The following is a 25,785-nucleotide window of genomic DNA, read 5'->3' as shown; positions in this document are numbered from 1 at the left end:
GGTGGCTGAGGCACTGGTACCGATCGGCAAACCGCTCGTACAAAGCCACGGAGGAGAGGCTCTGAACAGCGACCTTGATGGCGGCTTTCGGCAGAGCCGGATCGGCCTTACGCCGACGGAGAACTGACATGATCTTACCTGCAGAGACGGAATTGGAGAGGCGCCCCGGGCTCTTTTAAGCCGTTGCGGTTTTGCGCCTACCTCTGGAAAGAGTGGTGAGCTTCGGCAAGTTGTGCAGATTGAAACCAAAGTTTCATATATCGGCGGTTGATGCCGATGAAGCGCTGTCCGGACAATCGCTCGCCAGGTTCGGCACTCAGTGCGAACCTGGCACTCTTCAAGAGAGGGGGCTTGGGGTGGGACGTTACAGGCTGTGGCTGAAGCGCTGATCTAGGCTGGTGTCATGACAGTCCCACAGGGTGATCTCATCGTTCTTTTGTTGATCGACGTCCATGCAGCGTGAGGTGCCAGACAGACTGGAGCGGATCCGCTCCCTGCCCTCATCCAGTGTCCACTGCTGGTTGGCGCCCTGGTGGCAGTAGTAGGCATGGATCGGTTGCTGCTTCAGGTTTTTGCCTTGATAGACATCCAGGCAGTAGTCGTAGTGGTACAGGCGGATCTGCCTTGCAAAGCTGTCGTAGATAAAGCGCTGGTAGGCGCTCGTATCTGAACAGGCCCGGGTTTCCAGCTTCCAGTTCGCCGAAGGGTTGACGTGCAGGCACTTGCCGGTTTTTTGACTGACGATCTGGCTCCAGTTTCCTTTCAGGCGTGGTTGTTCACCGACCTGCCAGCGTCCGTTATCTCCTCTCATATTGACCCAGAGCAGGGTGCCATCGGCAAAGCCCTGGCTGAGGCTTTTTACATCGCGTGCGTTGTTGGGGAGGGAGAAAAAGGCTCCGGGGCCGCCCTCATTGCGGCAGGCGGCGTTAGCCTGGTGGAAGTGGGTGGTCGAAGCCGTGACAAACATGTGCCCCTGCTCATCTTTACAAACCGCACGGCGTGTCCGGCTGCCGTCCATGCCGGGTCTGAACTGCACCCTTCCCTCCAGTGAGCGACGGATCTCCAGTGCCCCGTAGTGGTCACTGCTCGGAGGAGAAAAAGTGTCGAGGGAGGGATCGTGCAGATAAGTTGAGGCGTTAAAAAAGCTCTTGTCGTTATAGCTCAGGTGGTCCCTGCCAACGTAGTTCAGCCCACACTGCAGGGCGGACAGGATCTGCTTTTCAGGCATGCTCTTGTTATAGGGGGAACGGCGATCTTCCAGAGTGTGGCTGAAAGCGCCAGCACCGAGATCGGGAGCAAACCCGGGGCAGCCGGCGTTGAAGTCGTGATCGTGTTTCCAGTCGGATGCTACCCTGGGGTGCATGGTGTTGGGGATGCTCAGGCAGGAGTCGGCATTGTTATACAGGTAGACCCTTGTCCCTTCTGCCAGCAGATCTTTCACCGTCAGGTGAGCTGGGGCGGCGGCGCAATTGTTGCCACTCTGATAGAGCCAATTGGTAAAGGTGTGTTTGAGCAGGGTTTCGAACCAGCGTTGGACGATGTCCGTGGCATGCACTTCCAGTTTGATGAAAAGGAACTCATTCGGGTTGGCATGGAGCCAGTTTTTCAGTTCGGCGACGATCCGCTCGGCTGAGGTGCCGTTTGAGAACAGCAGACCGTCGGGAGTGTGAAGGATCCGGTAACCGTTATGCAGGTCGAGTTCAATATGCCGAGCCCCTGCGTCCATCTGCTCGCTCATGGTTCCCCACTGGTTGGCGCCGGATGGCACCGAGTAGTAGTTGGGGCTGGAGTAAGAGTTGTGGGTGCCCAGCCAGTTTCCTTCGTAGAGGCGTGCATGCTTGGCCACCTCATTTTGCAGCTTCATCACCTCGATGTAACCGGGTTTGGGGGTGATCTTATTTCGGGACTTGAAGCTGGAGGGGGTGTTTCGCCAGCTGCCCAGATCGCCCACACTGCGTGTGATCGTTTTTTTCGAGCCGCTGTAATTGCCGTATTGATAGAGATCCAACTCGACATTACCAACAATAAAGACGCCGTCGATATCCTTGTTTATACCACCGGCCTGAGTGGCCAGGTTTGCGCGCTCTGCCCCGGCGTCATAGCAGACCGGGGTGCCATAGAAGCCCAGGTGGGTATAAAAGCAGAAGTAATCCTTCGGTTTTTGGTACACCTCGATGGAACTGATGGCGTTGTTAAGCAGGTAGAATTCAGCGGCATCCTGATAGATTCGGGTGGCATGGCCGTAGTAATTAACGTGTTCGGTGGCTCGGATCCCCAAGTTTCCGTAGAGTCGAATTGACGAGATCTGGTCATTCCAGCCTGAGTGCTGGGTTAGATCCGGGATGCTGCTGGAAAAACACAGCTCGTTTCCCTCGAAGTTTTTTTCGCTGTAGACGCACACCAGATCTTGATCTTGCGGGCGTTGCTCTTTTGGCGGAATGCTGGGCCAGGCATGGGTTGCGCAGAGCGCAAGCAGGCCAAGCAGGTAACGTGAGTGGATCATAATCTGACTCCTCCTTGAGTGAAGTGAAGGTGACGGCGCACTCCGGCGGTCACTCTCTATTAGAGGGGATCACGGAAGAAAGCTGGCTGATGTGAAATGAAAACTTCATCTCGGCGCGAGGGTCGTCGGTGCCGGGGCCTTCACCGGTCACCAGGAGAGCGGTGGGTTTATCGACGGATGGCAGGGGAGAAGGGCACTCGGCCGGTGAGATACGGGGTTTGCCGTCGAGCATTAAAAAGCTTCGTTCAGCCAGGGATCGGTCCGACTGGCTGGAGCTCTTCAGGGGGCATTTTCATCAGTTCGAACCTGGCGGTCGCAGGCTTTGTTTGGAAACGCCAACATTCCACAAAAACGTCACACATTTCAGATACATTTGCCCACCTGACTTTACCTCGCTAAACACTTCCTTCGAGTGAAGTGGCGATTTTTGTGAGCATGCCTGTGTCTGTATTTCGAGGTCGAATTGCCGACTCTGAGTCGGCGGTTTGGGATATTGAGGCGCTGGTTCGGACCTGCCAGCCCAAGTTATTGCGCTTTTTGCGGACCCGGGTGGGGGATGGCGTGGAGCCGAGTGATATCGCCCAGGAGGCCTTTTTGAGGCTGTACCGGATCCCTGAACCTGAGCGGATAGAGAAACCTGAGGCTTACCTGATGACCATAGCGGCCAATCTGGTGAAGGAGATGCACATAAGCCGATCTCACCGTCCCCAGGCGTTCAGCTTGGACGAGATGGACAGTGAGATCCTGATCGACGATGCTTTTTCCCGGCGCATGGAAGCCAGCTTCGAGGTTGCGGATCTTATGCAGCGGTTGCAGGCGTTGACGCCGCTCCAGCGTGCCGTCCTGTTGCTTCGCAAGCGAGATGGCATGACCCATGAGGAGATTGGCCATCGATTGAAGATCTCCCGGTTTCAGGTAAACCGATACCTGTCTGCGGCCTTGAGCCTGTGCCGTCAAAGGCGGAGGGACTAATGGATTGAGGCAGGCCCTGCGGCCCGTATTCACTGCCGTAATAGGAACTGTGCTGGCCACAAGCCTTGCTCCGGTGGCTGGGATCGGTTCGGATTGAGGTCGCTGAGGTTTACTGAGGCCTAGCGGTCTTTCATACCTACTCCTGGGTCTCGATCTCCATGTTATTTATTTGATTTGAATCATAAATGTTGTATCTCGGGTCAGAACTGAAGGCTTTTGGTCGCTGCTTTGGCTTATCGCTAATTTGTAGACCTTGCCATGATTAATCTTTCTGCCCTATCCCTGAAATACCGTATTGTCGCCGCCGTGGGTGGCTTGATGATGCTGACCGTTCTTAGCCTGTCTTTCTGGAGTATCGACCGGGAGTATGAGGCCACTGAACAACAGTTGCTGCGGGAAACCTTGGCACTGGCGGAGCAACTTGGCCATAACGTTGAGGACTGGCTGACGGATCGTCAGCAGGTGATCCATGCCCTGGGTCAGCATATGGGCAGTAACGCGCTGGAGAGTTTGCAGCTTGCCCAGACTGCCGGCGACTTTGAGCTTACCTACCTGGGGCAGGCGGATGGCGCCATGCTGGATTCGGATCCGGCGATCGATCGCACGGGCTATGATCCCCGGACACGTCCCTGGTACCAGCAGGCCATGCGCCAGGGCGGACCGATCGTTACCCCCCCTTATCTGGATCTGGCGTACAACCAGATGGTGATCACCCTGGCTGAGCCGGTGGGCCATGGTGTTGTGGCCGGTGATCTGTCCCTGGAGGAGCTGGAGCACGATATCGCCAGTGTCCAGTTACCCGGAGCCGGAATGGCACTGATGATGATGAACGACGGAACCCTGGTGACGGCTCCCGAGGCGCAACTGCGCCACCAGCCTCTGCATCGTCTCGATGGCGCGCTGGATCTGACGCTGCTGCGCCAGGCGATACGGCAGCAGCAGTTGCTGACCGTGACCTTCAGGCAAGACCAGAGGGAGCGTTACGTGTTTGCCGCACCGGTACCGGGACTGGACTGGTCACTGGTCATGATCTTGGACAAAGAATCCTTGATGGCACCTGTGGTCAATCGTTTAAAGGCACGGATTGGCGTTATCTCCTTTGGCCTCTTGCTGATCATCGGCTTGCTCTATTTCCTGATGGGGCGTCTGCTGCGTCCTTTGGAGGAGGTGTCATCGGCGCTGGAGGCGATTGCCGATGGTCGGGGGGATCTGACCCAGAGGCTGGAGAGTCGCCGGCAGGATGAATTGGGAGTACTGGCGGGCCATTTCAATCGCTTTATCGACAATCAACATAAGCTGATGCTGGGGATCCATGAGATCAGTGGCGTGGTGACCGAAGGGGCGCAGTCGAGCCTGGATACGGCGGCACAGTCTGCGGTGGTTATCGAGCAGCAGGGGGGAGAGATTGGCCAGTTGGCGACCGCCATCACCCAGATGACCCAGTCGACCCAGGAGATCGCCCGTCATGCCGAGCAGACGGCGACTGCAGCCCAGCAGACGGCTCAGAGTACGGAGCAGGGTAAGCAGACGGTGAACCAGAGCGGCGGTACGGTGCAGCATCTGGCCCAGGAGATTGAGCAGGCGATGACCATCATCAATGACCTGAGGGATCATACCCAGTCCATCTCCGGGATCCTGGCCACCATCCAGGGGATCGCCGAGCAAACCAACCTGCTGGCGCTCAATGCGGCCATCGAGGCGGCGCGGGCGGGCGAGCAGGGTCGAGGCTTCGCCGTGGTCGCCGACGAGGTGCGCCTGCTGTCCCAGCGCACCCAGCAGTCCACCGAGGAGATCCAGCGCACCATCGAAACTTTGCAGGCCACTACACAAAGTGCGGTGAAGCAGATGGAATCCAGCCAGGCTTTGGCTCACAACAGTGTGGCGGATACGGAAGCGGCTAATCGGGCACTGGATGAGATCGCCCAGGCCGGGGAGATGATCTCGGATATGGCGGCACAGATCGCCACGGCCGTGGAGGAGCAGACCCAGGTCGCCGGCGAGATCAACCGTTCCATCACGGGGATCGCAGATGTGAGTCAGGCCTTGAGTGGTGCCGCAGACGGGGGCCAGCAGCATGCGAACAAGGTGTTGGATCAGGCCAGTACGCTCAACGAGCGGATCAGTCAGTTCCGTCTTTGAACGTTTGCATTGACCTACAGCCCCCGCATTCGCGGGGGTTTTTTGATCCTGGGGGAGCAGCAGCGCTAGCCGGGTACCCTTGGCTTGTTCAAGGTACGGAGATTGCGGCAGGGCACTTCGATATCGCTAAGCCCGATAGGGGAACCAGGTGACTTTTGATAGATGCCTCATTAGCATGAAGTTTTTCTAGGGATTCAGACAGGGAGAGCGGAATGCATCGCGAGTACGTGGTCGATAACATAGAGGCGGGTGAGATCCAGCCGAGCCCTATCCATGGACAAGGACTCTTTGCCAAGCGGCCCATCGAGCCGGGACGGGTGCTGGGCCGGCTCGATGGGCAGAAGATCCCCTGGGATGACCGGTTCGCCATCGAGTATGAGTGGAATGCCCTGCCCGGGGATATGTTGTTGCTCAGGGCGATCCGGACCAAGTACGGATTCATCAATCACAGTCGTACCCCAAATCTCAAGATTCAGCGTGAGTCGATGGAGATCCTGGCACGTCAGGCCATTGAGCCGGGTGAAGAGTTGACCCTGGATTATCGTGATGAGCCCTTACCTGAGGCGTATTGGCAGATGCATGGAGCCAGCTATCTATGACGCTTTCTCAGACAGACAATCGTATCCACATCAAGGTGATCCAGCCATTGCGGCTGGAGGATGAATTATGGTTGGCGATCTTCCCTCTGCTCAATGGGGCGGAAGCCTTGGCGGCGCTGCCCTCACACCTTGATTTGGCCACGCTCCCCTCCTCATCCTATGACTGGATCGGCGCTCTGGAGAATGAAACCCAGGGGCAGTTTATCGATATTCGTTTTTTGCTGCTCAACAGCCGAGAGCAACTGCCAGAGCTGCATCAACTGCTGGGGGAACGGTTTCATCAGCAGTTGGCCGGAGATTGGCGCCAGTACCTTCACCATTGCAGTTATGATCTGGTGCTGATCAACAAAACCACTTTCTCCATTGTGTTGAATGTCGCGTTCGAGCTCCAGGATGACGCGGATCCTCAGTGGCAGCGGGTGGAAGAATTACCCGGCCTGATCCGCAGTCTTTGCAATGACGCCCAGGGACGAGACTGGCTGGCTGGGAGCCAGTTGGTGTGCAAAAAGCAGGTGGCTAGCTTTCTGGCCACCTTGCTGGATAAACCTGTGCTGGCTGAGCAGCTAAGCATTCCTGAGAACACGGCGCACATCATGACCAACTATGGACCATGGCGCGATTTTGAGAAGCCTGAGTCGTTATTGACGATCCATCGACTGGAGGAGGGAGAGCACAAGGGGGAAAAATTTTCCCTGGACAGTTCCTCTTTGCATCTGGTGCATTATGGCTGGAGTTATACCAGCGTCTGCGGCTTGACTCCGCACGAGCGAGAGATGCTGGTTCCCTTGATGCTATTTCAGCAAAGCTATTGGTTTATAATGAGGTTTTACAAAGATTACCTGGTTAAATCCCTGGTCGGCTTGTCTGCTGATGTGTCCAACGGTCGCCTTCGAGAGCAATCGGCCAAGTTCGATTCATTGGTGATGGCGTACGAGATAGGGATCGTTCGCAAGATGCAATATAAGAGCGCTTTGAAGCCCTGGTTGCATCAGTCCTTTGTTTATATTGAAGGGTTTTGGTCCCTGGATAATGACGAGGCAGAGCTGGAACGCTCGATGGCGATCAACAAGGACTTTGTCGAGCGGAAAGTCAGCTACAGCATCCAGTCACTGAGTCTTAGACAATCCAATATCCTGTTCGTGATCACCTTGATCCAGATGCTGACCATCGTCAGCTTCTTCAAGGACTATTTCGATATGCTGGTGCAGTTCCAGGTGCCCAAGGAGTTTTCCCTGTTGGGGGAAAACCGTTTGTACAATTTCCACCTCTACCTTCCTCTGATCCTGGTCGCGGTTAATGCGGGGATCTTGATCTGGATCTACAAGGTGAAGAACTTCCGTTTTCGCAGTTTACTTCGGCGTGATGGTTGAGGGATGAAGCGGGTCCCGCTCGTCGGGACCCGTTTTGTCAGATCCGGAAGCGACCGATCTCAAATTTAAGCTCATCGGCACGCTGCTTGAGCCGGTCCGCCTGTTGTTGACGCTGTTCGGTCTGACCGGTTAATTCGCGACTGACGTTGGCCACCACGGTGGTATTGTTGTGGATCTCCGCAGACACCTGGGTCTGCTCCTCGACGGCGGTGGCGATCTGGGTCGCCATGTCGCTGATCAGGCCAACCACTTCGGTGATCTCTGCTAGGGCCAGGTTGGCTTCTTGGGTGGCGTCGACACTCTTATCTGCCATGGTGCGACTGCAACGCATCTGGCTGACGGCGCTGTCGGTGCTGGCCTGCAAAGTTTCGATGGTGCGCTGGATCTCCTCGGTGGACTGCTGGGTGCGCTGGGACAACAGACGCACCTCGTCGGCGACCACGGCGAAGCCTCGGCCCTGCTCCCCCGCCCGCGCCGCCTCGATGGCCGCATTGAGCGCCAGCAGGTTGGTTTGCTCGGCGATACCCTGGATGGTGGCCAGGATCCCGGAGATGGACTGGGCGTGGTCATTGAGCTGCTCCACCACCTCGGTGGCTTCTCCGATCTCGCCCGCCAGGGCGATCACCGTATCGCTGCTCTCCTTGACCAGGCTTTTACCCTGCTCGGAGCGGGTGCTGGATTGCTGGGCCGCCGCCGCGGTCTGCTCGGCATGGTGGGCGATCTCCTGGGTAGATTGAGACATCTGGGTGATGGCGGTCGCCAGTTGGAGCAGCTGATTCTGCTGCTGCCCCAGTGCGCCGCTGGCTTCCCGGTTGCCGTTTGCGGTGGCTTCGGCTTCCTGTTCCACCTCGGCCGCGACATCACGCAGATGGCTGATCAGCTTGGACTGGCTCTGGACAAAGCGGTTGAAGTGGCTGGCCAGTTGGCCCACTTCATCCTTTTGCTTGATGTCCAGGCGCAGGGTCAGATCCGCATCGCCATCGGCGATCTGAGCCAGGGCGCCGGAGACCTGCCGGAGCGGGGCCGTCAGGCGTCCAGCCAGCCACAGCAAGATCCCCAGGACCATCGCCAGGGCTGCGTAGTTGGTGATCACCTTTTTCACCGTCAGGGCCCTGATCGGGGCCAGGAGGGTGTGCTGATCCAGCATCAGGACCAGTGACCACTCGGTACCGGGCACCGGGGCGCTCCACAGGCCCGCCGAGCCGCCTTGGTTCAATGGCACATAGGTGAGGGTGTCGCGGCCATGAAGTTGGGCCAACTGGGCCGTATGGAGGTTGGGGTCCAGACGATGGAGGGGCTGTTGACTCCACTGGGGATCGGAGTGCGCCACGATCATTCCCGCCTTGTCGAGCAACATGGCGTCGCCCTGGGCAGGCAGCGACAGGGAGGCGAGGTCTTGAGAGAGGGTGGTGAGCGCCAGATCGGCACCATAGACGCCACGTTCCACAGGGAAGGCCAGGGTGACGACCAGGATGTTGTACTCCAGATCCAGGTAGGGGGCGGTGATCACCGGCCTACCCGCCTGTTTGGCCTGCTGGTACCAGGGGCGCTGGCGGGGATCATACTCGCTCAGATCCAGACTGGTGTCGGCATCGAACATGGCACCGTCATCCCGGCCAAAATAGACGGATTCAAACTGACCGGCCTCCAGAGCCAGGGCCAGGCTCCCCTCGGGTGCCAAACCGCCCTGATGACTCAGGGCGCGAATAATGGCTTGCTGGCCGGCCAACCACTGGCTGGCTTTCGCCACGTACTGGCTACCGTAGGCATGGGTTTCACGGTCTATCTGGTGCTGGAGTGCCTGAACATCGTTTCGATAGGAGAGCAGGGTCACGGTGGTGACGCCAAGGATCATCAGAAAGCCGACGGCACCAGCAATCTTGTATTTCAGAGAGTGTAGTCGCATCACTAGGGATCTTAATTCTGGGAGGGGCAAGGTTGGCTCGCATGGCGCCGAGCGATTATTTGGACCTCTTATCGGTGGCAAGAGGCAAAACTTGAGGGAGATTCATGGGAACGTGATGTGATTGGCGAAAACTTGTGCGCATTGTTCGGGTTCTGAGCTGTGCATGACGGGTCGATTTCAGTTAAAATTTCCCGTTTGCGTTGTCACGTTTTCAATTGTTCGAAGTAGGATTCCCATGTTCGAAATCAATCCGGTGCTGAATAGCATCAAGGATCTGTCTGAGCGGACAGAGCTCCTTAGGGGGTACCTTTGACTATGATGCCAAGAAAGAGCGTCTGGAAGAGGTAAGCGCGGAGCTGGAGCAGCCCGACGTATGGAATGAGCCGGAGCGGGCTCAGAAGCTGGGCCGTGAGCGTAGCGAGCTGGAAGCCGTGGTCGAAACCATCGACAACCTGGATCAGGGTCTGGAAGACGTTGGCGAGCTGGTTGAGCTGGCGGTGGAAGAGGAAGACGAGGACAGCTTCGTCGAAGCCCAGTCTGAGCTGGAGGGGCTTGAAGCCCAGCTGGCCAAACTGGAGTTTCGCCGCATGTTCTCTGGCCCTCAGGATGCCAATGACGCCTACCTGGATCTGCAGGCTGGCTCCGGCGGTACCGAGGCACAGGATTGGTGTAATATCCTGCTGCGCATGTACCTGCGCTGGGCCGAAGCCAAGGGCTTCAAAGCCGAGATCATCGAGGCTTCCGACGGCGATGTTGCCGGCATTAAAGGGGCAACGGTGAAAATTTCGGGCGAGTACGCCTACGGCTGGCTTCGTACCGAAACCGGCGTGCATCGTCTGGTGCGTAAATCCCCGTTTGATTCCGGTGGCCGTCGCCATACTTCGTTTTCGTCCGCCTTTGCCTACCCCGAAGTGGATGACAACATCGCCATCGATATCAATCCGGCGGAGCTGCGGATCGACGTATATCGTGCCTCCGGGGCGGGTGGTCAGCACGTTAACACCACCGAATCTGCGGTGCGTATTACCCACTTGCCGACCAACACCGTAGTGCAGTGTCAGAACGAGCGTTCTCAGCATAAGAACAAAGATCAGGCGATGAAGCAGCTGAAAGCCAAGCTGTTTGAGCTGGAGCTGCAAAAGCAGAATGCCGAGAAGCAGGCCGCCGAGGACGCTAAGTCCGACATCGGCTGGGGCAGCCAGATCCGCTCATACGTGCTGGATGATTCCCGTATCAAGGATCTGCGCACCGGTGTAGAGACTCGCAACACTCAGGCGGTACTGGACGGCGATCTGGATCGCTTTATCGAGGCCAGCCTCAAGTCCGGTCTGTAAAGAGCGGCCCGTTAGGATTGATTGAAATGACAGATAAAGTACAAGACGAAAATAAGCTGATCGCCGAGCGTCGCGCCAAGCTGGATACCATCCGCAAAGGTTGTGATGCCAACGGTCACCCCAACACCTGGCGCCCGACCCATCAGGCGGCGGATCTGCAGGCGGAATTCGGCGATAAGAGTAAAGAAGAGCTGGCGGAAGCGGGACACATTGTCTCCATCGCCGGTCGTATTATGGCCAAGCGTGGTCCCTTCCTGGCGATCCAGGACGTCTCCGGCCGTATTCAGGGCTATGCCTCCAAAGACGTACAGAAAGAACTGAAAGCCATCGGCGGCCTGGATATCGGTGACATCATCGGCATCAAGGGGCAGCTGCACCTGTCCGGCAAGGGCGATCTGTACGTGGACATGGGTGAGTACCAGCTGCTGACCAAGGCGCTGCGCCCCCTGCCTGAGAAGTTTCACGGCCTGACCGATCAGGAGCAACGTTACCGTCAGCGCTACGTGGATCTGATCGTCAATGAAGACTCCCGTCGTGCCTTCCAGATCCGCTCTAAGCTGGTCGCCGGGATCCGCCGTTTTATGGAGTCCAAGAACTTCATGGAAGTGGAAACCCCGATGATGCAGGTGATCCCTGGCGGCGCGTCCGCCCGTCCGTTTATCACCCATCATAATGCGCTGGATCAGCAGATGTTCCTGCGTATCGCCCCTGAGCTGTACCTCAAGCGTCTGGTGGTCGGCGGTTTCGATCGCGTGTTCGAGATCAACCGCAACTTCCGTAACGAAGGCCTGTCACCGCGTCACAATCCCGAGTTCACCATGATGGAGTTCTACATGGCGTACGCGGATCATAACGACCTGATGGATCTGACCGAGGAGATGCTGTCCACCGTGGCACAGGAGATCCTGGGCTCCACGGCGATGCCGTACGGCGATGAAACCGTTGAGTTTGGTGGCAAGTATCCGCGTCTGAGCATGCTGGATGCGATCAAGCAGTACAATCCGGATCATGCCGAGATCCAGGCACTGGACTACGACAAGGTGCAGGATCGTGACACCATGGTTGCCATCGCCAAGTCACTGGATATCTACGTCGAGTCCTTCTGGACCTGTGGCCAGTTGCTGGAGGAGATCTTCGGGGAAACCGCCGAGCCTAAGCTGATCCAGCCGACCTTTATCACCGAGTACCCGGCGGATATCTCACCGCTGGCTCGTCGTAATGATCACAACCCCTTCATCACTGATCGCTTCGAGTTCTTCATCGGCGGCCGCGAAGTGGCCAACGGCTTCTCCGAGCTCAACGATGCCGAAGATCAGAAGCAGCGTTTCCTGGCCCAGGTGGATGCCAAGGATGCCGGTGATGATGAGGCGATGTACTTTGACGAAGACTACATCACGGCACTGGAGCACGGTCTGCCGCCAACGGCGGGTCAGGGCATTGGTATCGATCGCCTGGCGATGCTGTTTACCAACACCCACACCATTCGTGACGTGATCCTGTTCCCGGCGATGCGCCCGCAGGGCTAACGATCCGCTCTTTGTTTAAAAAGGCCCGCAGATGCGGGCTTTTTTTATGCATCTTTAAGGCATTGGCATTAGCTCGATTTGAAGGAGGAGCACGGGAAATCGAGTGTTCTTCATCTATGGCAGAGGAGATCGAGTCGGAGCAAGTATTGCCTTCGAAGGCATTTTCATAACTATCTCATTGTTTTCCATAACCTAAGGAGAGAGTGGCATAGATAACGAAGTGCCTTTTAGGGAATGCTGCGAACGATTTAACGAGAATGCCCGATCAAGATCGGCAAATTGCGATCCGGGCTGGAGCCTGGAGGGCGCAATGAGTAGACTGGGCCATCCCAGAGCCTTTTGATTGAGTATTCTTGCCCGTGAGATCCTTGCTACTCCCCCTTTGTCTCCTTGCCATCCTGTTATCCGGGTGTGCCAGTGGCCCATCCCAGGCTGAGCTGGAGCAGACCGTGGATCAGCAACAGGCGTTGGTGGAGGACGTGGCGGGACGGATCGCGCAGTTGGAGCCTTTGGCTCAGGATGATGATCTGGCGTGGTTTGCCACCTCGGCAGTGCGTCGAGGTCGAGATGCCTTGCGGGATGCCCAGGCCCAGTACCAGCTGTTTTCTACAGAGCCGTTGCGCATGTTCGAGCGCCTAGGGGTGTTCAGCACTCGAAACCGTTTGCAGGCGGCCGAGGATGCGCTGCAGGATGCGGAAAAGGCTTTTGAGCAGGCTCAGGCAGTGCGAGAGCAGGCGCTGGAACACCTCGACGAAGCGTTTTCCAATCGGGATGTGTTGCGCTCCCTGGGGGCGGATGAGATGCATGCCAGTCAATATCAACATCTCGACCAGCGTCTGAAGGGGTTGGTTGATGCCGTTGCATCCGGTCGTCTTTCCCGGGTGCGCAGTGGCAAGCCGGATCTGCTGAGACAACAGCATGTGCTGGAGGTTACCACGGTGCGTAACCTCTACTTGACGCCCCATCGTGAGTCCTTGGGGGCGCTCAAGGGGCAGGGGTTGGATCAGAGCGCACCGCAGACTTTCGAGCGTGCGCAAGCGATCCTGGAGTCGTCCTGGGCCTTTATTGAGTCGACGCCTCGGGAGCTTGAAGAGATTGCCCGACAGGCCGAGGCGACTCGCTTTGCCGTGGCCCATGCCCATCATCTGGGAAATGATCTGCAGCAGCTCGACAATCAAGATAAGGCGGGACGAGAGATCTATCTTTTGGCCTTGGAGAGCCAGATCGCTCAGTTGGCAAAAAGCCTGGCAATGCAGGACATTCGTGAGTTCCCTTTGCAGCAGCAGTTACAGTTATTGCAGGAGGCGTTACAACGCCATGAATCGCCACCGGTTATTGCTCCAGTACCGAGTGATATGATGAGGACTCTGGAGGAGCGCGCCGACGGAGAGCCGGAAGCGAAGCAGCAAAGTGCCATAAAGCCAAAGCCTGTGGAGCAGAGTGTCTCAGTTCAAGGTAGCCAGCAGGCGCTCGACCAAACACAGGGTGAGGCAACAGTCGGTGCTCCAGAAATGGAGAGGGTCGAGCCTGACGCCTTAGTACTCGACGATCTTGAAATTGGGTCATCGGAAGCGGCAATGAACCAGGATGAGGCGCTTCCCCTGGCGCTGTAGCGCCCACTTCTCTGACCGGCTCCTCAATACCGGCTGACCCCTTTTGAGCGGCGAGAGCCGCATCCTCTTTGAACTTTGGCATACTGTCCTCTCTGTCCGGTGTCAATGAGCCGGGCTTAGCGTCGTTGAGCTCGAAGGGGAACCATGCTGCCACTGCCGCCAGACTACTATCGCCGCCACTTTCTCGCTGTTGCCGAGCATGTTCGCCGTTATCGTCGCCACCTGATGGGGGCTGAATTGACGCTCTGGCTGGAGAAACTGGAGTCTTTGCCGGTTCCTGCCCTGTGCCTCTATCTGCGCCTGCTGGGACGCAAGGGCCCCTATTTTCGTACCGAGCAACTGGCTTATGCCGAGATCCTCGATCGGGATGAAGCCCTCTCCCAACTCTTTGCTACAAAGTTATTAAGGCCTGCGCCCCGGCTCTGTGGACGTGAGATGGCGGCGTACCTGTCGCTGTCGGAGCTGAAACGGCTTCCGGTTTTGTCCGGGACTCGGTCTCAGCGCAAGGGGGAAATGCAGACAGAGTTGGAAAGGCTGCCAGCCCGCCGATGGCACGAGTGGTGGCCCCAGCCCCCAGGGGAGTTGGTGGCGCTGCAGGGGCGGGAGATGTTGATGCGTTTGCAACTGCTGTTCTTTGCCAATGCCCGGCAGAGCCTGACCGAGTTTGTCTTGGCCGATATCGGCGCACAGGCTTATGTTTCTACTTCACTGAGTTATAACGACTTTCCTCTTAAGGAGCCGGCCGAGTGTGAGCACTATCTTGCTATGGTCGCTTTGGCTCAGCGCTGGAGTGAAGGCGATGTGCCTCAGGACAAGGATCTCCTTCTGCTGTCCAAGCCCCAGAGGAATGCCACCCTGGAGCGGTATCGCCAGGCCTTGCTGGCACAGCTGGCACGACAGTGGGAGCGTCAGGGAGAATGGGACAAGGCGTTGCATTGGCTGCGTCAGTGCCACAATGAGCTGGGCCGGGAGCGTCGTCTTCGGCTGTTGTATGGAACACAGAGGTATGATGAGGCCTTGGCATTGGCACTGTCGCTATGGGCTCGGCCGGAAACGGAGGCGCAACGTGCTCTGGGTCTGCGTTTTCTCGGACGGTTGCGGCGGAAGCGGCCCTTGGCATTGGCGTTGCCCGAGCTTTACCAACCCCCCGTGCGTCGAGGCCGGCTGCCCGAGGGAAAGGGCTCCGTTGAGAGCAGGATCGTTAAGGCGCTTGTTGCACAAGGGCAAGTGGCTTGGCATTGCGAAAACAGCCTGATCCCAGGCATTGCGGCATTGATCCTTTGGCCAGTGATCTTTGCTCCCCTGCCCGGTGCCTTTGTGCAGCCTTTTCAGTCTGGGCCGCTGGATCTGTTTCATCCCTTGTTTGTAGCCCGTCGCTACAGGGAGATAGAACGGGCGTTGGCTCGGTGGGCCAGCCTGCCCCAGGCCATTTTCGTCCGTGAACTGCTCTCTTGCTTTGAGCGCTACGCTTCGTTGCGCTGTACCTTGCTGCAGCCTCAACGCCTGAGCCGCGAGTTGCTGTGCATGGCTGCGACGCGGATTGGGGGAGCGACCTGGGTCGCGCTGATCCGCCACCTGCTGTTTGATTTGCGGCAAAACCGTTCGGGCATGCCCGATCTCTTGGTGTGCAACGATGAGGGGGTGCACTGGGTGGAGATCAAGGGGCCGGGAGATCGTTTGCGGGACAATCAGCGTCGCTGGTTGGAGATCCTCAATGCCAGTGGCCAATCGGCCTGGGTGTTACAACTGGAGAGCAAACCTGCAACAGGGCTCAAAGCTTCAGAAGAGTGCAGTTCATAGCATTGCTGGGCTACCTTATTTTGGTTTAGTTCGCTACTTTTATCTCATTTGGTGGACTATTTGCCTTGTTGTTTGTCACATTTGGGGGTGAAGTGGTCACAAGATGCAGGGGTGTGACTCTTGTCTCAATTGGGGTTGTGTGTTGCACTCCCGCCAATTGTTGGTGGGTTATTCTGCTTTTCCTGATTTTGGCGGTATTTTTATCTAGTGTTTTGGTTGTTTTTCCGGCGGTAACACTTTTTTCGGTTGAAAAAAAGGTGCTGCCTTAGGTGTCGGGATGCCAGTACAATCATCTGGCTTCAAACAAGAAGACTGGCAGGGATCAAGCCAGCGACTAGGGCCAAGGGATGTTTGTGCCACCCGCTCCGTGAAATAGGAATTAAAATGCCATCTAACTCACTGTCGAAAAAAATATTCATTGGGCTATTTGCCGGGCTTTTGCTCGGTGCTGGCCTGCAGTGGCTCGATTATGCGCCCTTGCTGACCTCTCTGGTAGGGTTGGCCGATATGGCAGGCGGCATGTTTGTTAGCCTGATCATGATGCTGGTGGTTCCCCTGGTGTTTGTCTCCATCGTCAGCGGAATCTCTCAACTGCCTGATTTGCAAAGCTTTGGTCGATTGGGGGGCAAGACGTTTGGGCTCTATATCGTCAACACCATCCTGGCGATCGGCGTGGCGCTTGTGGTGGCTTTGATCCTGCGTCCGGGCACTGGTGTCGTGTTGCCTCAGGTGGACCAACTGGCCATCAGTGCGACCGAGTTGCCGAGTATCTCGGCGCTGATCATGGATATCATTCCCCGTAATCCTGTGGCGGCCTTCGCGTCTGGCAATATGCTGCAGATCATCTTTATGGCCCTGATGCTGGGTTTTGTTCTCAAGATGCTGGGCAGTGAGATGGACGGTGTTGGTCATGCGTTCCGCAAGGCCAACAAGATCATGATGACGGCCATTACTCTGGTGATGAGCCTGGCCCCTTACGGTGTGTTCGCCCTGATGCTGAAACTGGGGGCAACCCTGGAAGCCGCTACGTTTGTCTCGGTTGCTGGCTACATCGGGCTGGTTGTGGCCCTGCTGCTGATCTGGCTGTTTGGGGTTTACCCTCTGGTCGTGGGCATGACGACCGATATCTCGGCAGCTGAGTTCCGTCGCAAGACCCGCGAACAGATGATGTTCTCCCTCTCTTGTGCCAGTTCCAACGCATCCATTCCCGTGACCATGCGGACCCTGACCCAGAAGCTGGGTGTGTCCCAGGCTACTGCGGGCTTCGGGGTACCCCTGGGCGCTACCATGAACATGGGTGGGGTCTCCATCTACATCACCATTGCCGCCTTCTTCCTGGCTAATGCGTTTAATGTGCCGATCACCATGGAGCAGCTGCCAGCACTGATCGCGGCGGTATTCCTGCTCTCCGTGGGAGCTGGTGGTGTGCCTGGTGGCGGTGCTGTAATGATCGGCGTATTGATCCACCAGATGGGGTTGCCGGTGGAAGCCGCGTTTGGCCTGATCATCGCCGTTGACCGCATCATTGATATGTTTGTGACGTCCACCAATGTGGTCGGCGATGCGGCCGTGGTTACCATGGTGGATCGCAGCGAAACCCGGGCCACTGCCAAGCAGGCCAGCCTCGCCTGACGCTCCACCTTGTGATGAATAAGCCTCGCTTTTAAGCGGGGTTTTTCTTTTTCTGCCGGGAGCGTATGCTTACTGTATAAGGAACAGTCAGCGAGGATAGGCATGAGCACTTGGATCCAGGGTACGGTAGTGGAACGCATCGATTGGAATGACCGCCTGTTTACGCTCAAGGTGGACGCAGAGGTTGAGCCTTTTGTTGCCGGTCAGTTTGGCAAGCTGGCATTGGAACAGGATGGCGAGCGGGTGCAGCGGGCCTATTCCTATGTTAATCCTCCCCACGAGCCCATATTGGAGTTCCTGGCGGTGAATGTTGAGGAGGGGCAGTTGTCGCCTCACCTGCAGGATCTTCAGGTGGGTGATAATGTGATGGTGACGCCCAGGCCCAGTGGGTTCCTGACCCTGGATGAGGTGCCTGCCGGGCGGGAGCTGTGGATGTTCGCCACGGGGACTGCCGTCGGCCCTTTCCTGTCCATCCTCCACAGTGAAGATTGCTGGGATCGTTATGAGCGATTTATCCTGGTTTATGCCGTACGTTATGGTGAGGATCTGGCTTACCTTGAGCCGATCCGAGCACTAGAGCAGGCGCACCCAGATGCTTTTCACTTTGTACCCATTGTCAGTCGAGAGCCCTTCGAGGGCGCATTGCAGGGCCGGATCCCCCAACTTCTTGCCCAGGGGGCTATTCAAGAGAAGGTGGGTGTGCCGATCAAACCGGCCCGCAGTCAAACCATGATTTGCGGTAACCCAGATATGATCCGAGAAACTCTGGCGGTGCTGGAAGGGATGGGGTTGCGTAAAAATCTGCGCCGGACACCCGGCCAGATCACCATGGAGAAATACTGGTGATCCTCTATTACTCTGAAACTTCCCCGTTTGCTCGGGTGATCCGTATGATCGTGCGCCAGCTTGGGATCTGCTGTGAGGAGATCCTGGTCGATCCCTTCGAACAGGAGCCCCTGCTTCGGCGCAGTAACCCCCTGGGTAAGATCCCTTGTCTGTTGACCGATGCAGGCCCACTCTACGACAGCCAACTGATCGGTCGGTATCTCGATGATCGTTACGGTGGTGGCGAACTTCACCGGTTTATGGCGGGTAACTGGGGCCTGCTTCAACTCGATACCCTGCTGCTGGGCCTGACCGATGCGGCGGTGGCCCTGCAGGTAGAGCAGGGTCGGGAGCTCGAGGGTAGCGGCTCCCCCGTATGGCGGCAGCGCCATGTGGACACCTTGAAGATAGGACTCTGTCAGGCTGAGCGGGACTGGGGCCAACGAAAGGTGACACCACCGGTACTCGAGTTGCGTTTGTTAGCGCTGCTTGAGTATCTGGATTTTCGTCATCCCGAACTGCCCTGGCGAAGCTGGGCGCCTCAGCTGGCGCCCTGGTTGGACTCCCATCGTACACCCATTGCCGAGATCACCGCACCGACACAGGCAGTGCCGGCCCCTTAAGTTTTGGGCCTTGGGTGTTTTGCGCTTTAGCCCGTTCGGCGGAACTGGTTGCAGTCCCTGTGGTAGTGGAAGCCGATGGCGGAGAGGCGTTGCTCCAGTGCCAAGCTGTCGATCTCCAGTTCGGCAGCGAGATCGGCCAGGTTACCGCTGCCCAGGCGCAGCTTTTCGTTGACGATCCCCAGCAGTATTTGTGGGTCCAGTCGGTCGGGTCGCGTGATCTCCATACCTGCTCCTTGTCATGACTTTCCCTCAGTGTTGTTGCTTGAGCGTCACTCGGCAAGGGAAAGTTTGTCATCCCTGTGCCCATCGATGTAGGCCCAAGCGGATGATTGAGAGGGTTTAGGACAACCACCAAGCAAGGGGTCCCTGGAGAGTCTGAGTCAAGGGTGCGGCTCAGTGGCCGCCCTCTTTAGGCCTGCCCGTAGAGCGGATAGGGCAGCGGCTGCAGGAGCATTTCGCTGTCTCCCAGTCGGAATCGACAGTCCGCTTCCAACTCCTTGCTCAGTACTGCGGTTAACCACAGGGTGTTGCCCACGGTCTGGCGCGCAACGATGGTACCAGCACGACGCCAGTTATCACCGATCTGCAGTTCCAGGGTCTCCGCCTGCGTAGCGGGGCCGCTGAGGACATACAGGGCTCGCTTGTTGCCTCCGCGAAAGTGCATCCGCGCCACGGTTTCCTGCCCTAGGTAACACCCCTTGTCGTATTGCAGCCCCCCCAGGGCATCCAGGTTGAGCATTTGAGGGACAAACTCGCCACTGTGTTCGGCACCCATCCAGGGACGCGCAGCACTGACTTCACTGGCGAGAAAGTCAGCTTCTTCGCCGCGAGGCAGGGTGGCGATGAGATCGGGCAGGGCGGTATCAGCGGGGCACAGCAGGATCGCCCTGTCAGCATCGATCAGGGCTCGCAGCTCACCATGCTGCTTGAGGTTGCCTTCTCCCTGCCAATCGGCCAGCAGAGCAGTGGCTCTTTCCCCCATGAGGGCATACAGGGCAAAGTCAGCGCTGGCGTCATCGAACGTCACTTTGCTGAAAACGGCGTATTTTCCCAGGGCCGTGTGCTCCACCGGAAGCAGATCTTCGGGGAGCAGCTGCAGGATCGAGTCATCGTAATGCAGCCAACGGAACGCGGCGACCAGTTTGCCTTTCGGATCGCAGTGGCCACCAAAGTGCCACTCGTTGCTGGGTAACTTGATCAGATCACAGGTCAACTGTCCCTGCAGGTAGGATTGGCGATCATCGCCCCGGGCGCGTAGCACGCCCAGTGAGCTTAGGGGAATAAGAGTAGGCTTGGTCACTTGGGTCACAACCTTAAACGTCCGTCTATCGATAGCGCTCGATCTTAGCGTGTTTCACGGGCTTGCGTCATCGGCTTTGTGGTTTCGGTCCGATAACGCAGATCCGACTTTGCTCCGATCTTATTTGTACTTTCGTCGGTTATAGATGAATTCCGGCAGGAGCCGGGTTAACCAACTGATCAGGCGCCAGCGTCGAGTGACGTATACGGTGGGCTTGGCTCGCTTTAGGGCCTTAACGGCTTGACTGGCGACTTTCTCCAACGGGGCCCCCCAGGCCTTGCTGCCCCGCCCCTGCATCTTGTCGATATAACCCAGGCGGATGTCGCTGATGGTGATAGGCAGTTTCAGCCTTTGCGCGTGCAGACGCAGCCCCTGGAGATAGTTTTGCTGGTAGGCCTTGGAAGCATGAAAGGCGGTCTGGGGGCCGCCTCGTTCGCCCGCGATGGAGGTCAGGGCAGCCAGTTGGCCATACTTCTGTTCGACCATCTTATTAAAGGCCGCGTTGGCCAGGGCGGTGAAACCTTCGACATTGACCGCGTTGATCTGCCGATCCAGGGCGTAGGGCAGGGACAGATCCAGGCCGGACGCGGCGGTATTGATCACAACCAGGGCCGGTCCGTCGAGGGTTTCCCACAGAGCGTCGAAGGCAGCCCGGCTCGCCTGGGGATCGAAAATGTCGATATTGACCAGTTCGGTTTCTGGCCCGAGGGCCTGCTTCAGCGGTGCCAGGACGTCGATGTCTGCTGCCATCAAGCCGAGGCGCACCTTGTCTTTGGCCAGTTGCATGGCGAGCGCCTGGGAGAGGCCGGAGTTGGCGCCGATAATGATGGCACTCAGTTGTTTCATGGTGGGTTTCCCTCTATTGCGATCACTGGATGATAGTGATCCCGACCGAGGCGAACAAGTCAGGTAACAGACATCCGGGGTTGTAGACGTCCAGATGTCTTGATATAACTAATGTCTTCTGAACTTAGGAGGAGTTTGCATGCCAGTTAAAGTGCCCGATAGTTTGCCCGCGTCCGCGATATTGCGTGGGGAAAATATTTTTGTGATGTCTGAGAGCCGGGCGCTGGCTCAGCATATTCGTCCGCTGAAGGTCTTGATCCTCAATTTAATGCCGAACAAGATTGAAACGGAAACTCAGCTGCTTCGGTTGCTGGGAAACACCTCACTGCAGGTGGATGTGGAGCTGTTGCGGATCCATTCCCGTCCTTCCAAGCACACATCGTGCGATCATATGAATGCGTTTTATCGGGATTTCGACGAGGTTAAAGAGACCAATTATGATGGCCTCATCATTACCGGCGCTCCCCTGGGGGATCTGGAGTTCGAGGACGTTAACTATTGGGATGAGATCCGGGCCATCATCGACTGGTCCCAGCAGCATGCCACCTCGGTTCTTTTCCTCTGTTGGGCTGCCCACGCCGCCTTGTACCACCTGTACGGGCTTAAGCGTTATTTAAGGGATGAAAAGATCTCCGGCGTGTTCAAGCATCAGCGCGTGCATGAGCATATTCCCCTTTTGCGGGGGTTCGATGACGAGTTCTGGGTGCCTCACAGCCGATTTGCCCAGGTCTCTCTCGACAAACTCAAGGCCCACCCGGATCTCAAAGTCTTAGCTGAGTCGGATCAGGCAGGGGCCTACCTGGTGGTCGGTAACAACAACCGTAACCTGTTTGTCACCGGTCATCCTGAATACACTCGCACCACGCTGCAGGATGAGTACCGACGTGATCTGGCTGCGGGATTACAGCCCAAGGTGCCGCAAAACTATTTTCCAGAGAATGATCCGACCCGTAATCCTCACGCCCGCTGGCACGCTCATGGTGCCTTGCTGGTCTCCAACTGGCTTAACTACTACGTCTACCAGCAGACGCCGTTTGATCTGAACGACATGGAAGCGATGACCCCCTGGGAGTAACGGGGGGCCTTCCTGAGCCTTTCTGTCTGCGGAGCCCCTGTGTTTGTAAAAGGGCCTGGCCCAAGACGGCCTGGTGTGCCGAAGGTGAGGTTGAGCGAAACCGTGCCTTAGGTGATCGGCTAGTCAGTGGCCTGTCCTGGCGGTTAAAGGGTTTTCAGGGGGTAAGGGCTTTGAGCCCTTGCCCTGACGGGATGCTCCTTGTGCCGCGCCAATCCCCATTATGCCTAAGCTCCATTGTCAGCTTTCGCCCCACAGGCTGTGACTTTCCATCTTATTCATGCTTGTTGGACAGCCCGCCTTCGGCAGCATAGCTCCCGTCCACATCTGCTTGTCATTTATCTGCCAGCCCGTAATACCTCAATCGCCTTTACCTGACAGCCAGTCGGTCAATGGTTTTGAAGAGCAATGGAAACTTTCTAAGGGTGTGGGTCATGTAGCGGGTTGCGCAATGGAGCCGCTTGGTGTTGGACGTAAGGCATTGCAGGGTCAATAACAGCTTGCTGATCAGTCAGGTGAGGAGCGGAATGGCTGGACTCAGAGATCTCAGCGGATCATGCCGTCGTCCATCGTCTTCTCGAAGGAGTCAAGGGTTCCTTGGGGAAAGCTGCGTAGATTCCCGAGATCTTCGCCTTAAAGCTGCAGAGCAATTATCGACCGATTGTTACCACTTATGCGAGACGAACTTATATTGGTATGTTATTGATAATACTGTCTCAATAGAGATGGAGAGGGCCAAGACTGGTCGGATCAGCACGGTCGCCATCGTGTTGTCATCTGCACCGCTGATCCTCTCCCTGAGTTTCCTGCCCGGCTCCTCCCAGACCGGCAGGAAACTGTCACGAAGAGGTGACACCTGGTCAATCAACTCTCTGCGGTGCAGGCAGAGGGTTTACGTTGCCGTAAACGTCACATTTGAAGTACGCTCATAACAACTGATTTACATTGGAGAGTAGGAATGGCTAAGGAAGCAGCTATTGTTATCGCAGCGGCGGCCCGGACCCCCATGGGGGGCTTCCAGGGCAGCCTGAGTGCAGTAAAGGCCACCGAGCTGGGGGCTACGGCGATCAAGTCTGCCCTAGCACGGGCCGGGATCGCCGGCGAGCAGGTCGATGAAGTCCTGATGGGGTGTGTGCTGCCTGCGGGTCTGCGCCAGGCGCCCGCCCGTCAGGCAACGCTGGGGGCAGGTCTGCCCCTGTCTGTGGGTGCCACCACGGTCAACAAGGTGTGCGGCTCTGGCATGAAGACCGTCATGATGGCCCATGATCTGATCAAGGCTGGTAGCGCCGAGGTCGTGGTCGCGGGTGGTATGGAGAGCATGTCCGGGGCCCCCTATCTGCTGGATAAGGCCCGGGGCGGCCTGCGCATGGGTCACGGCCAGGTGCTGGATCACATGATGTTTGATGGCCTGGAAGATGCTTACACCGGCGGTGCCATGGGTGGTTTTGCCCAGAAAACGGCGGATGCCTTTGGCCTGACCCGAGAGCAGATGGATGCCTATGCGCTGGAGAGCCTGCGGCGTGCCAATGCGGCCATCGAAGCCGGGGCTTTTGAGGCGGAGATCGAGCCGGTGACCATCAAAACCCGCAAGGGTGAGGTGACGGTTGCCATCGATGAGCAACCCGGTAACGCCCGTCCCGACAAGATCCCCAGCTTGCGTCCCGCCTTTGCCAAAGATGGCACCATCACGGCCGCCAACTCCAGCTCCATCTCCGACGGCGCCGCTGCCGTGGTGGTGACCACTCAGGCCTATGCCGAAGCCAATGGCATGCCTGTGTTGGCCAAGATCGTCGGGCAGAGCACCCACAGTCAGGAGCCCTCTGAGTTTACCTTGGCCCCGGTTGGCGCGGTGAACAAGCTGCTGAACAAGTTAGAGTGGAGCGTAGACGAGGTGGATCTGTTTGAGATCAATGAAGCCTTTGCCATGGTGACCATGCTGGCGATCTCTGAGCTCGGGCTGGACAGCGCCAAGGTTAATGTCAATGGCGGCGCCTGTGCCTTGGGCCACCCCATCGGCTGCTCTGGCACGCGAATTCTGGTTAGTCTGATCCACGCCCTGCAGGCCCGCGGCCTCAAGCGCGGCCTGGCGTCTTTGTGTATCGGCGGAGGTGAGGCCACCGCGATGGCCATCGAGCTGGTGTAACAGGGTCACCGCCGGATCGGGCTGCACCCCGGATCCGGCGTTTTTTCTGGGAGAAAAAAGATGACAAGACAGATCCATCATCTGATCGGCGGTGAGTACACGGCCGGTACAGGTTCGGCGGTGATCACCGTCACCAACCCTGCCAACAACACCCCCATCGCCCAGCTCACGTGTGCCACCGAAGGCGAGATCCACCGGGCAGTGGCTGCCGCTGCCGCCGCACAGCGGGAGTGGAAGGAGGTCGCCGTTTCCGAACGGGCCCGGGTGATGCTGCGCTATCAGCATCTGCTTAAGGCGCATCACGAAGAGCTGGCCACCCTCCTTGCCAAGGAGACAGGTAAGACCCTTGAGGATGCCAAGGGCGATGTCTGGCGGGGGATCGAAGTGGTGGAGCAAGCGGCCAACATCGCCAGCATGATGATGGGCGAGACGGTGGAGAATGTTGCTCGGGGGATCGACAGCTACAGCTATATCCAGCCTCTGGGGGTGTGTACCGGGATCACCCCCTTTAATTTCCCCGCCATGATCCCCCTGTGGATGTTTCCCATGGCCATCGCCTGCGGAAACGGTTTTGTGCTCAAGCCATCCGAGCAGGATCCCATGACGCCAATGCGCCTGGCCGAACTGTTTGAACAGGCTGGGGCACCCAAGGGGTTGCTCAATGTGGTGCACGGTGGCAAGGAGGCGGTGGATCATCTATTGGTTCACCCCCAGATCAAGGCGATCTCCTTTGTCGGCTCTGTGCCCGTTGGACAGCACGTCTATAAAACCGGTACCGATCATCTAAAACGGGTCCAGGCATTTGCCGGGGCCAAGAATCATATGGTGATCATGCCGGATGCGGATAAGCAGACGGTGATCAACCAACTCGTCGGGGCTTCAGTGGGGGCTGCGGGTCAGCGCTGCATGGCGATCTCCGTGGCGGTGTTTGTCGGAAAGAGTGAGGCGTGGATCAGCGAAGTGGCCGCCGAGGTGGCCAAGGTCCGCCCCGGCTTGTGGGACGATCCCGACGCGGGCTTTGGCCCCCTGATCAACCCCCAGGCCAAGGCCCGAGTGCTGGCGCTGATCCAGTCGGGCAAGGAGCAGGGGGCGACCTGTCTGGTGGATGGCTCTGACTTTACCGTGCCGGGGTTTGAAGCCGGCAACTGGGTGGGGCCTACGCTGTTTCGCGATGTCACCACCGATATGCGGATCTACCGGGAAGAGATCTTCGGTCCCGTGCTGTGCTGCATGACGGTCGCGAGTCTGTCCGATGCCATCGCCCTGGTGAACGCCAGTCCCTATGGTAACGGCACCTCCATCTTCACCAACTCCGGCGCTGCCGCGCGCAAGTACCAGCACGAGATCGAGGTGGGCCAGGTGGGGATCAACGTACCCATCCCGGTCCCCCTGCCTTTCTTTTCATTCACCGGCTGGAAGAACTCCTTCTTTGGTGATCTGCACGCCTACGGCAAGCAGGCGGTTCGCTTCTATACCGAGACCAAGACGGTGACGGCACGCTGGCCCGAGAGTGGCATCGTCGATGGGCAGAACCTGACCATCGCCTTGAAATAGCATTGGCGCAGTGAGCACAGGGGGCTGG

General features: G+C 57.6%; 19 protein-coding genes. 14 read left to right on the top strand and 5 right to left on the bottom strand.

Annotation, left to right across the window (positions count from 1 at the left end; translation table 11 throughout):
* Positions 1 to 364: 364 nt before the first annotated feature.
* Positions 365 to 2,503 carry a phosphatidylinositol-specific phospholipase C domain-containing protein gene (locus AC2D8U_RS09010; protein ID WP_484618706.1) on the bottom strand — a complete coding sequence of 713 codons (2,139 nt, stop codon included), beginning with the start codon at positions 2,501 to 2,503 and terminating at the stop codon, positions 365 to 367.
* A 441-nt stretch (positions 2,504 to 2,944) separates the two neighbouring features.
* Between AC2D8U_RS09010 and AC2D8U_RS09005 the strand changes: the two genes are divergently transcribed.
* The 4 genes from AC2D8U_RS09005 (at position 2,945) to AC2D8U_RS08990 (ending at position 7,583) form a co-directional block, all read left to right on the top strand.
* Entirely contained in the window at positions 2,945 to 3,475 is a 531-nt protein-coding gene (locus AC2D8U_RS09005) for an RNA polymerase sigma factor (RefSeq protein WP_484618705.1), read from the top strand.
* Positions 3,476 to 3,733: 258 nt separating this feature from the next.
* Entirely contained in the window at positions 3,734 to 5,614 is a 1,881-nt protein-coding gene (locus tag AC2D8U_RS09000) for a methyl-accepting chemotaxis protein (protein WP_484618704.1), read from the top strand.
* Between the two features lie 212 nt (positions 5,615 to 5,826).
* The gene (locus AC2D8U_RS08995) at positions 5,827 to 6,213 is read left to right on the top strand and encodes an SET domain-containing protein (protein ID WP_484618703.1); all 387 of its coding nucleotides are present in this window, start codon (positions 5,827 to 5,829) and stop codon (positions 6,211 to 6,213) included.
* Positions 6,210 to 7,583: a hypothetical protein gene (locus AC2D8U_RS08990; protein ID WP_484618702.1), complete on the top strand. Its 1,374-nt coding sequence runs from the start codon at positions 6,210 to 6,212 to the stop codon at positions 7,581 to 7,583. The genes AC2D8U_RS08995 and AC2D8U_RS08990 overlap by 4 nt, the downstream gene beginning before the upstream one ends.
* Positions 7,584 to 7,620: 37 nt before the next feature.
* Here the strand turns inward: AC2D8U_RS08990 and AC2D8U_RS08985 are convergent, their stop codons facing one another.
* Positions 7,621 to 9,489, bottom strand: a complete 1,869-nt coding sequence (locus AC2D8U_RS08985) for a methyl-accepting chemotaxis protein (protein ID WP_484618701.1) — start codon at positions 9,487 to 9,489, stop codon at positions 7,621 to 7,623.
* 235 nt (positions 9,490 to 9,724) lie between these two features.
* Between AC2D8U_RS08985 and prfB the strand changes: the two genes are divergently transcribed.
* The 7 genes from prfB to AC2D8U_RS08950 all read left to right on the top strand — a co-directional run bounded on the left by prfB (position 9,725) and on the right by AC2D8U_RS08950 (position 18,842).
* A protein-coding gene (prfB, locus tag AC2D8U_RS08980) for a peptide chain release factor 2 (RefSeq protein WP_484618700.1) occupies positions 9,725 to 10,823 on the top strand; the annotation gives its coding sequence in 2 pieces (ribosomal slippage) (positions 9,725 to 9,799 and positions 9,801 to 10,823; 1,098 coding nt in all).
* Between the two features lie 26 nt (positions 10,824 to 10,849).
* Positions 10,850 to 12,349 (top strand): lysine--tRNA ligase, encoded by a 1,500-nt coding sequence (gene lysS / locus AC2D8U_RS08975; RefSeq protein ID WP_484618699.1) that lies wholly within the window; start codon positions 10,850 to 10,852, stop codon positions 12,347 to 12,349.
* Between the two features lie 359 nt (positions 12,350 to 12,708).
* Positions 12,709 to 13,962 carry a hypothetical protein gene (locus tag AC2D8U_RS08970; protein ID WP_484618698.1) on the top strand — a complete coding sequence of 418 codons (1,254 nt, stop codon included), beginning with the start codon at positions 12,709 to 12,711 and terminating at the stop codon, positions 13,960 to 13,962.
* Positions 13,963 to 14,106: 144 nt separating this feature from the next.
* The gene (locus AC2D8U_RS08965) at positions 14,107 to 15,762 is read left to right on the top strand and encodes a VRR-NUC domain-containing protein (protein ID WP_484618697.1); all 1,656 of its coding nucleotides are present in this window, start codon (positions 14,107 to 14,109) and stop codon (positions 15,760 to 15,762) included.
* A 384-nt stretch (positions 15,763 to 16,146) separates the two neighbouring features.
* Complete coding sequence (locus AC2D8U_RS08960; protein WP_484618696.1) at positions 16,147 to 17,394, top strand: dicarboxylate/amino acid:cation symporter; 1,248 nt, start codon at positions 16,147 to 16,149, stop codon at positions 17,392 to 17,394.
* Between the two features lie 102 nt (positions 17,395 to 17,496).
* Entirely contained in the window at positions 17,497 to 18,240 is a 744-nt protein-coding gene (locus AC2D8U_RS08955; RefSeq protein WP_484618695.1) for a ferredoxin--NADP reductase, read from the top strand.
* Positions 18,237 to 18,842, top strand: coding sequence for a glutathione S-transferase N-terminal domain-containing protein (locus AC2D8U_RS08950; protein ID WP_484618694.1), 606 nt, complete (start codon positions 18,237 to 18,239; stop codon positions 18,840 to 18,842). The genes AC2D8U_RS08955 and AC2D8U_RS08950 overlap by 4 nt, the downstream gene beginning before the upstream one ends.
* Positions 18,843 to 18,868: 26 nt before the next feature.
* On the opposite strand, the gene AC2D8U_RS08945 is transcribed toward AC2D8U_RS08950, so the two are convergent.
* The 3 genes from AC2D8U_RS08945 to AC2D8U_RS08935 form a co-directional block, all read right to left on the bottom strand.
* Complete coding sequence (locus tag AC2D8U_RS08945) at positions 18,869 to 19,066, bottom strand: DUF4250 domain-containing protein (protein ID WP_484618693.1); 198 nt, start codon at positions 19,064 to 19,066, stop codon at positions 18,869 to 18,871.
* A 185-nt stretch (positions 19,067 to 19,251) separates the two neighbouring features.
* Positions 19,252 to 20,142 (bottom strand): CAF17-like 4Fe-4S cluster assembly/insertion protein YgfZ, encoded by an 891-nt coding sequence (gene ygfZ / locus AC2D8U_RS08940; protein WP_484618692.1) that lies wholly within the window; start codon positions 20,140 to 20,142, stop codon positions 19,252 to 19,254.
* 120 nt (positions 20,143 to 20,262) lie between these two features.
* Positions 20,263 to 20,988 (bottom strand): SDR family NAD(P)-dependent oxidoreductase, encoded by a 726-nt coding sequence (locus AC2D8U_RS08935; RefSeq protein ID WP_484618691.1) that lies wholly within the window; start codon positions 20,986 to 20,988, stop codon positions 20,263 to 20,265.
* A gap of 139 nt (positions 20,989 to 21,127) precedes the next feature.
* Here AC2D8U_RS08935 and metA point away from each other — a divergent pair, with 139 nt between their 5' ends.
* From metA to AC2D8U_RS08920, 3 genes are all read left to right on the top strand, one after another.
* A complete protein-coding gene (metA, locus tag AC2D8U_RS08930; RefSeq protein WP_484618690.1) occupies positions 21,128 to 22,063 on the top strand; it encodes a homoserine O-succinyltransferase MetA in 936 nt (311 codons plus the stop codon).
* Between the two features lie 955 nt (positions 22,064 to 23,018).
* Entirely contained in the window at positions 23,019 to 24,203 is a 1,185-nt protein-coding gene (locus tag AC2D8U_RS08925) for a thiolase family protein (RefSeq protein WP_484618689.1), read from the top strand.
* 60 nt (positions 24,204 to 24,263) lie between these two features.
* The gene (locus AC2D8U_RS08920; protein WP_484618688.1) at positions 24,264 to 25,757 is read left to right on the top strand and encodes a CoA-acylating methylmalonate-semialdehyde dehydrogenase; all 1,494 of its coding nucleotides are present in this window, start codon (positions 24,264 to 24,266) and stop codon (positions 25,755 to 25,757) included.
* The last annotated feature ends 28 nt before the right edge of the window (positions 25,758 to 25,785 follow it).

It is taken from the genome of Ferrimonas sp. YIN67 (assembly GCF_057219095.1).
Note: the sequence above shows the minus strand (reverse complement) of the source record. Positions and strands in the feature narration are given on the sequence as shown.

Excerpts from the sequence above, each read along its gene's own strand:
- AC2D8U_RS08935 (WP_484618691.1), bottom strand. The coding sequence starts at position 20,988 with ATGAAACAACTGAGTGCCATCATTATCGGCGCCAACTCCGGCCTCTCC.
- AC2D8U_RS08965 (WP_484618697.1), top strand. The coding sequence starts at position 14,107 with ATGCTGCCACTGCCGCCAGACTACTATCGCCGCCACTTTCTCGCTGTT.
- AC2D8U_RS09000 (WP_484618704.1), top strand. The coding sequence starts at position 3,734 with ATGATTAATCTTTCTGCCCTATCCCTGAAATACCGTATTGTCGCCGCC.
- AC2D8U_RS08990 (WP_484618702.1), top strand. The coding sequence starts at position 6,210 with ATGACGCTTTCTCAGACAGACAATCGTATCCACATCAAGGTGATCCAG.
- AC2D8U_RS08985 (WP_484618701.1), bottom strand. The coding sequence starts at position 9,489 with ATGCGACTACACTCTCTGAAATACAAGATTGCTGGTGCCGTCGGCTTT.
- AC2D8U_RS09010 (WP_484618706.1), bottom strand. The coding sequence starts at position 2,503 with ATGATCCACTCACGTTACCTGCTTGGCCTGCTTGCGCTCTGCGCAACC.
- AC2D8U_RS08960 (WP_484618696.1), top strand. The coding sequence starts at position 16,147 with ATGCCATCTAACTCACTGTCGAAAAAAATATTCATTGGGCTATTTGCC.
- AC2D8U_RS08925 (WP_484618689.1), top strand. The coding sequence starts at position 23,019 with ATGGCTAAGGAAGCAGCTATTGTTATCGCAGCGGCGGCCCGGACCCCC.
- metA (WP_484618690.1), top strand. The coding sequence starts at position 21,128 with ATGCCAGTTAAAGTGCCCGATAGTTTGCCCGCGTCCGCGATATTGCGT.
- AC2D8U_RS08955 (WP_484618695.1), top strand. The coding sequence starts at position 17,497 with ATGAGCACTTGGATCCAGGGTACGGTAGTGGAACGCATCGATTGGAAT.
- AC2D8U_RS08945 (WP_484618693.1), bottom strand. The coding sequence starts at position 19,066 with ATGGAGATCACGCGACCCGACCGACTGGACCCACAAATACTGCTGGGG.
- lysS (WP_484618699.1), top strand. The coding sequence starts at position 10,850 with ATGACAGATAAAGTACAAGACGAAAATAAGCTGATCGCCGAGCGTCGC.
- AC2D8U_RS08995 (WP_484618703.1), top strand. The coding sequence starts at position 5,827 with ATGCATCGCGAGTACGTGGTCGATAACATAGAGGCGGGTGAGATCCAG.
- AC2D8U_RS08920 (WP_484618688.1), top strand. The coding sequence starts at position 24,264 with ATGACAAGACAGATCCATCATCTGATCGGCGGTGAGTACACGGCCGGT.